The sequence below is a fragment of the Myxococcus eversor genome (genome assembly GCF_010894455.1).
Classification (GTDB): Bacteria; Myxococcota; Myxococcia; order Myxococcales; family Myxococcaceae; genus Myxococcus; species Myxococcus eversor.
In genome coordinates, this window is the sequence record NZ_JAAIXY010000020.1 from 205571 (window position 1) to 213022 (window position 7452).

The 7452-nt window shown below is 70.2% G+C and carries 5 protein-coding genes and 1 CRISPR repeat array; all 5 genes read left to right on the plus strand.

Features of this window, described 5'->3' with window-relative positions:
- Positions 1-317: 317 nt before the first annotated feature.
- The 5 genes from G4D83_RS34205 (at position 318) to cas6 (ending at position 6284) form a co-directional block, all read left to right on the plus strand.
- On the plus strand, positions 318-704 hold the full coding sequence (locus tag G4D83_RS34205; protein ID WP_240356907.1) for a hypothetical protein: 387 nt from the start codon (positions 318-320) through the stop codon (positions 702-704).
- Positions 705-707: 3 nt separating this feature from the next.
- Entirely contained in the window at positions 708-1190 is a 483-nt protein-coding gene (locus G4D83_RS34210) for an SMI1/KNR4 family protein (RefSeq protein ID WP_163869074.1), read from the plus strand.
- A gap of 252 nt (positions 1191-1442) precedes the next feature.
- On the plus strand, positions 1443-4424 hold the full coding sequence (locus G4D83_RS34215) for a DEAD/DEAH box helicase (RefSeq protein WP_163869075.1): 2982 nt from the start codon (positions 1443-1445) through the stop codon (positions 4422-4424).
- Positions 4421-5383, plus strand: coding sequence for an SWIM zinc finger family protein (locus G4D83_RS34220; protein ID WP_163869076.1), 963 nt, complete (start codon positions 4421-4423; stop codon positions 5381-5383). Before G4D83_RS34215 ends, G4D83_RS34220 begins: the two co-directional genes overlap by 4 nt.
- A 268-nt stretch (positions 5384-5651) precedes the next feature.
- A complete protein-coding gene (cas6, locus tag G4D83_RS34225) occupies positions 5652-6284 on the plus strand; it encodes a type I-MYXAN CRISPR-associated protein Cas6/Cmx6 (RefSeq protein WP_163869077.1) in 633 nt (210 codons plus the stop codon).
- Between the two features lie 351 nt (positions 6285-6635).
- A CRISPR array of direct repeats spans positions 6636-7451; the repeat unit is 36 nt; unit sequence CCGCCGCTCGCCGTGATGCCGGAAGGCGTTGAGCAC.
- Position 7452: the final 1 nt, after the last annotated feature.

Genomic DNA, 7452 nt, shown 5'->3' on the forward strand with positions numbered 1-7452 from the left:
GTACTGGATGTACCCCCGTCAAATCGGACACGTGGGAGTGGCGCGGCAGACTGCGCGCCATGACAAACAAGAACAGGTGGCGCACCCGTCGTACTCGCTCAGTCTTGACGGCCGTGTTGCGCCACGCCGCATGTGCGGAGGGGCCCATTTCACGGCCGGATGCCGCAGTCCGGAAGTGGGTAGGCCCCGAGGTCAATGTGCCGGGCGGGGGGCAGTTTCGCACCGTCATCCACTACGGTCCGTGGCAGTGCAGCAACCAGCTCATGAACTACTGCCGGGAGAAGTGCGCGGGGAGTGGTCATGCACTCCAGGGCTGCATGTGGCTGGCTGATGTGAAGATGGATTTTCAGGGCACTGTCGTGCGAGCCGGAAGCCGCTTCGGAATGACGCACTGTTGCTGCAACTACTCGACAATCAGCGTCAGTGCGAATCAGTCATCGCGTGCCCAGTGGGACAACGTCCGTGACGGGTTCCGTGAACAGTGGGCAGCCCGCTTCGGTGCATGGCCCACCGATAAGACCGGGCTGGCCTATCCAGGGCACCACATCCGAGATTTGAAGCACGGTGGCAACCCGACCGACTGGGAGAACATCCTTCCATTCGCCAAGGACATTCACGACACGCTGAACGGGCTCTATAACCAGTGCTATGCGAACAGCCCTCCATGGACCCAGGTCGGGCCTGATTACCCCTATGGAGAGTAGCCCATGAGCATGGCCGAACTCCTTGCCGAGGTGTCGCGCCTCCACTCCCCCAACCCTCCTGCGACGCCCGAGCAAATCGAAGCGTTCGAGCAGAGAGTGGGGTGGAGCCTCGACCCGGACCTGCGTGCCTTCTACCTGCACTGCGATGGTGCCGACCTATTCGACCCCCGCGCCCCCACGTTCAGGGACCCCGCGTTCTCGTTCCTCCCCCTGTCGAGGATTCAGCGTGCGCGGGTGGTCATGAGCCAGGACGACACCGACAAGGCGGGTCCCGAGTCTTGGTACGCGGTGTGCGCGGTACGGGACAGCAATTACATCCTCCTCGACGTGAGCCACCAGGAGTCAGGTCGGTATTCTCTGCGCGATGGCTACCGCGAGGGTTTCCCGGACCCCGACTACTGCCTGCGGATTGCGGCCTCGTTCTCTGAGTTCCTCGCTGGTGCACTCCGCTCGAACGGGAGTTGGTACTGGCTCCCGCCAGCGTGAGTTGCTGCATCGCTGTTGGGGTCGTTCCACAATCCCTTCGCGAGTGGCTCGTGCGAGGCGTTGCATGAGGTGGTCTCGACCGTGGATGCGCGAGGGCCGATGGGCGGGCAACCGAGGGAGTGAGCGTGGCGGAGCGGACAGGGCCCGAGCCGTCGATGCGGGTCTTGGCGAACGGTCCACTGGAGACCGTTCGTGCGGGCGTCCCGCTTCATTTCCCACCCCTCCGAGGACACGGGACTAGATTGTCGTCCGATGCCCCTCGTCTTCCTTCCCGACGCCGAGACGCTGTTCCTCTGGGGCCGAGAGCCCCTGCCTCGCGCCTTCTCCGACCTGCGCGACGCGGGCGAGAGCGCCTCCGCCGTCCTTGTCACCCCCGAGGGGCTCCGGGAGTGCGCGGGCCGCGGGCTGCCGCTCGCCGCTACCGTCGAGCGGTTCGCGGTGGCGCCCACTTCAGAGGTCGAGTCCTTCCCCGGCTCACTCGCCCTCTGGACGCTCGCCAGCAAGCTGGCGTTGGAGTTGCTCGCGCGCGAGCGCGTGGTGCCCACCCTCCTGAGAAGGAGCGAGCGCATCGAGGCGCGCTGGGCCGCGGCCCTCTCCGCCTCCGAGGACTCCAGCCGCGTCGTCGCTCTCGCCCGGAGCATGCCCGCCGCCGCGCACGCCGTCCCCGTGCACCCCGAACGAGGCTCTGCCGTCTGGGCCCCGGAGGCGCTGCTGCGCGCCTTCCTCGACGCCACCGTCGATGCCTTCGTTCGCGCCGCGCGCGGCGGGCCCTCCCTGTCTCCCCGCTCCTCCTCTCGTCGACCGGCGTCCTGGGACGAGCGCTGGCGCGCGGCGCTCTCGGGCGCGCGCCGTGACTTCGCCCCCGAGGGCTTCGCCGAGCGCTCCGTCGTCGACGAGCTGACGCGCTGGAGCGAGCCCGCGCTCGGCGCCAGGGACAGACTGCGCGCCTGCTTCCGGCTGGAGCCCCCGAAGGAGGACCGCGAGCCCTTCGTGCTGAGCTTCCACCTCCAGGCGCCCGATGACCCGAGCCTGCTCGTGTCCGCCACCGACGTCTGGAAGTCCCGCGGGCACCGCCTGGAGAAGCTCGGCCGCGCCTTCCGCGACCCGCAGGAGTCACTGCTCGAGGCGCTCGGTCGCGCGTCCCGGCTCTTCGCGCCCATCGCCCTCGTGCTGGAGAGCCCCCGCCCCGAGGCCCTCCTGCTCGAACCCGACGACGCCTGGGCGTTCCTCTCCGAGGGCGCGCGCGGGCTCGCCGACGCGGGCTTCGGCGTCATCGTCCCCGGGGAACTCACCACCTCGGGCCGGCGCCGCCTGCGGCTTCGAATGCGCGTGGGCGCGAACGCGAAGGTTGCCGGCGTCGTCGATGGTGCCGCGGGCCTCGGGCTCGACGCGCTCCTGCGCGTGGACTGGGATGCCGTTCTGGGCGACACGCCGCTCACCCCGCGCGAGCTCGAGTTGCTCGCCCAGCGCAAGGCGCCTCTCGTGCGCTTCCGGGGCGAGTGGGTCGCCGTGGATCCCCACGAACTCGACGCCATCCAGCGCCACCTGGCCCAGGGGCCCGGCCAGATGTCGGCCAGCGAGGCGGTGCGCGTGGCCCTGCTCGGAGAGACGCGCCACGGCTCGCTCCCCGTCACCGTCCTCGCCACCGGCGTGCTCGAGGAGCGCCTGGGGCGGCTGCGGTCGGGCGGGGCCACGGCCCAGGCAACTCCCAGCGCCCTGAACGCCACGCTGCGGCCCTATCAGTCACGAGGGCTGCACTGGCTGGACACGCTGGCCTCGTTGGGGCTCGGCGCCTGCCTCGCGGATGACATGGGTCTGGGCAAGACGGTGCAGATGCTGGCCTTCCTGCTGCGACGGCTGGAGCGCGCGCCCCGCGATTCACGGCCCACGCTGCTGGTGGCGCCCACCTCCGTGGTGGGCAACTGGGAGCGCGAGGTGGCCCGCTTCGCGCCCTCGTTGCGCGTGACACCCCACTACGGCGCGGAGCGTGCCCGCGCGGCGCGTGATGTGCCTCGTGGACCGGGAGTGCTCGTGCTCACCACCTATGGCCTCCTGCGCCGCGACGCCGAGCTGCTCGCGAAGGTGGACTGGGCCACGGTGGTGCTCGACGAGGCGCAGAACATCAAGAACTCGGCCTCGGCCACCGCCCGCGCGGCCCGGGCGCTGCGCGCCAGCGAGCGCTTCGCCCTCACGGGCACGCCGGTGGAGAACCGCCTCGCGGAGCTGTGGTCCATCCTGGAGTTCGCCAACCCCGGCCTGCTCGGGCCCCTGGAGACCTTCCGGCGCGAGCTGGCGCTGCCCATCGAACGCCATGGCAGTCAGGAGGCCGCCACCCTGCTCAGGCGCATCATCGGCCCGTTCGTCCTGCGCCGCCTCAAGAGCGACCCGACCATCATCGCGGACCTGCCCGCCAAGAACGAGATGAAGGTCGTCTGCACGCTCACCCGCGAGCAGGCCTCGCTCTACAAGGCGGTGGTGGACGACGAGCTGCGCCGCATCGAGCAGTCCGACGGCATCGAGCGTCGGGGCCGGGTGCTCGCGCTGCTGCTGTTCACCAAGCAGATAGCGAACCACCCCGCGCAGTACCTCGGCGAGTCGGGGCCCCTGCCGGGGCGCTCGGGGAAGCTGGCGCGCGTGACGGAGATGCTCGAGGAGTCCCTGTCCGCGGGGGACAAGGCGCTCGTCTTCACCCAGTTCCGGGAGATGGGGGACAAGCTTGTGGCGCACCTGTCGGAGAGCCTGGGGCACGAGGTGCTGTACCTGCACGGCGGCACGTCCCGCAAGGCGCGCGACGAGGCGGTGCGGCGCTTCCAGGAGGAGCCCCATGGCCCGCGCATCTTCGTGCTGTCCGTCAAGGCCGGCGGCACGGGCCTGAACCTGACGGCCGCGAGCCATGTGTTCCATTACGACCGCTGGTGGAACCCCGCCGTCGAGGACCAGGCCACGGACCGCGCGTATCGCATCGGCCAGAAGCGCGCGGTGCAGGTCCACAAGCTGGTGTGCGCGGGCACCGTCGAGGAGAAGATTGACCGGCTGCTCGAGCAGAAGCGCCAGCTCGCCGAGAGCGTCGTGGGCGCGGGCGAGAGCTGGGTGACGGAGCTGGACACGGCCGCGCTGCGCGAGCTGTTCTCGCTGTCCGCGGGCGCCGTCGCGGACGAGGGCGAGGGCGAGGTGGAGGCCCCGCGGCGGAGCGCGTCCCGACGAGGGGCGCGTCGGCGGGAGGTGGGGTCATGAGTCGCTGGGGCGACTGGGGCTGGAAGTCGGCGCCGAAGAAGCCGCCGCCCGAGCACGGCATCAAGATGAAGAAGGCCGGCTCCACGTGGTGGGGCCAGCGCTGGCTGGAGGCGCTGGAGCGCGTGCTGGGGGGTGACTCGGGGCGGCTGGCCCGGGGGCGGACGTATGCGCGGGCAGGGCGGACGCATGACCTGGTCATCCGTGGCGGTGAAGTCACCGCGAAGGTGACGGGCTCACGGCCTCGGCCCTATGCCATCTCGCTGAAGCTCGGGCAGTTCAGCGACGCCGTCTGGGAGAAGGCCATCGCCGGGATGGCCGGCCAGGCACGGTACGCCGCGGAGCTGCTCGCGGGGACGATGCCGCAGGAGATCGACGCGGTGTTCCTCGCGGCGAAGGTGAGCCTGTTCCCCCAGAGCCGGAAGGACCTGACGACGAACTGCTCGTGTCCGGACTGGGGAGACCCGTGCAAGCACGTGGCCGCCACGCACTATGTGCTCGGCGAGGCGTTGGACGGCGACCCGTTCCTCCTGTTCGAGCTGCGCGGCAGGACGAAGGAGCAGGTGCTCGGCGGTCTGCGCGCCGCGCGCGTGGGCGAGACGCGTCCGGCCGCGACTTCGCCGTCGACTCCGGCGAAGCGGAGGCGGGGGACGCGGGCGGTGGCGGAGCCCGTGTCGGAGGCGCCGGGCGTGAAGCCTGGGAAGCTGACTCCGGCTGATTACGACGTGCCGCGCGCGCCGCTGCCGGCGCTGAGCTTCTCGTTCGATGCGCCGGTGGTGCATGGGGCGGTGCTGAGGCAGTTGGGGGCGCCGGCGTCGTGGGGAGCGGGGGAGGCGCCCGGGGAGGTGCTCGCGCCGCAGGTCCGCGCGGCGGCGGAGGTGGCGCGGCGCATCGCGCTCCAGGAGCCTGGGGAGGCGGGCGCGAAGAGGAAGGGGCGGCGCTCGAAGCAGGGAGGTCGCTGAGGCGAGGGGGCGTGGCTCGGCGGGAGGCGGGGAGAAATGTGTGAGGGGCCGCGAGGGATGCGCGCGGCGTTGGCGTCTTCCCCGTGGAGATGCGTGATGACCCCTGCTCCCCGAGTTTCGGACGTGCCTGGGCACCCTCCTGGGAGGGTGGGCCCGTGGCGTCGCGCCGCCGTTCGCGGGGCTGGCACCTCTGTGCCCTCGTCAGGGGTCTTGGCGAGGACTTCCCCCGTAGGATCGTCCCGCCGAGGCGGGGCCATCGAGGCTGAACATGTCAGTGATTGACCTCGTCTACCCCGCGCGAGGCGGTGGGGTTCCGTTGGACCATGGGTATGCGTTGTTCTCGGCGCTGTCGCACCGGCTGCCGGGGCTGCATGAGCGCCAGGACGTCGGCATCTTCAACCTGCGAGGGACTCGAGCGAGCGGGAAGAGTCTGCTCGTGGGGCATGGGACGTTGCGGGTGCGGTGTCCCGCGGAGACGCTGCCGGTGTGGCTGCCTTTGGGGGGCGCCGCGATTGAAGTGGGGGGAGGGGAGGTGGCGCTGGGGATGCCACGGGTGTTCCCGCTGGAGGCGCCGGTGTCCTTGTCCGCGCGGGTGGTGACGTTCAAGAACGCGGTGGATGACGCGAGCTTCCGCGGCGCGGTGAAGCGGGCCCTGGCGGAGCTGGGGTGCGAGGCCACGGTGCATGTGGGGCGGCGGCGCGTGGTGGGTATCGCGGGGAAGAAGGTGATTGGCTATGGGCTGATGCTGAGCAACCTGTCGCCGCGTGCGTCGGTGCTCTTGCAGGCGCGGGGGATGGGAGGGAGGCGGCACATGGGGTGCGGGCTGTTCCTGCCCACGCGCCTGCGCGTCGGCGTGGGGACCTGGCCGCGTGAGCAGCAGGGGGTGGCGGGCGCGGTGTAGGGGTTTGAGATGGGAGCAGGCGGGCCTGGGCGCGGAGACGCCCGGGCTTTGTTTGTTTCTGGGGGGCGGTGGAGTGCGGGCTCGTCGGGAGCGGGGTGTGAGGGATTGGACTTTCAAGCACCTCGGCGTGGCGGAGGTGGGGATGGGGGAAATGGGCGGAAGCCCTGGCGTGACGCGGGGTTGGGGCTCTTTGACAGGTGAATAGGTGCATGAATGGGGAAAAGGCTTGGAGATTCAGGAGGTTGGATGATGTGGGATGGCTCGCGGGTGGAGATGGCGCCGAGAAGGGTGGGGGTGCTTGAAAAGGGGGGGAGCCAAGATGCTGGAACTGCTTGGGATTCTGGTGCGGCTCCGCCACTCGCCGTGATGCCGGAAGGCGTTGAGCACCCGAAGTCACTGCACGGGGGGTTCGCCTGCACTGCCTCCGCTCGCCGTGATGCCGGAAGGCGTTGAGCACCGGCTGGTGAAGAACATGGAGAACTTGCGGATGCCGCCGCCGCTCGCCGTGATGCCGGAAGGCGTTGAGCACACTCAACCCCGTGCCAGACGAGGGGGAGGGCACCCCGCCGCTCGCCGTGATGCCGGAAGGCGTTGAGCACTGATATCATTGACCCACTGAAACACGCGGGCTTGCCGCCGCTCGCCGTGATGCCGGAAGGCGTTGAGCACCATTCGACGCCGTCGCACCCCGCGTCGAGGCACCCCGCCGCTCGCCGTGATGCCGGAAGGCGTTGAGCACCTGGTGGCCTGCTTCATCGCGTACCACGTCCGTCCCGCCGCTCGCCGTGATGCCGGAAGGCGTTGAGCACAATTCGCGTTCTGGTTTGGTTGCCATGGCGTCCTTGCCGCCGCTCGCCGTGATGCCGGAAGGCGTTGAGCACCGTCACACAACGCCTGCTGGACTCGGAGCTGCGCGCCGCCGCTCGCCGTGATGCCGGAAGGCGTTGAGCACACCTCCGAGACGACAGTGCCGCCGCCAGTCACCTGCCGCCGCTCGCCGTGATGCCGGAAGGCGTTGAGCACTTGACCTTCTCGTTGATGGCGCGTCGGCACTGGATCCCGCCGCTCGCCGTGATGCCGGAAGGCGTTGAGCACGTGAGGACCGCATCGACGTTGGCGTACGGGTGGGGGCCGCCGCTCGCCGTGATGCCGGAAGGCGTTGAGCACA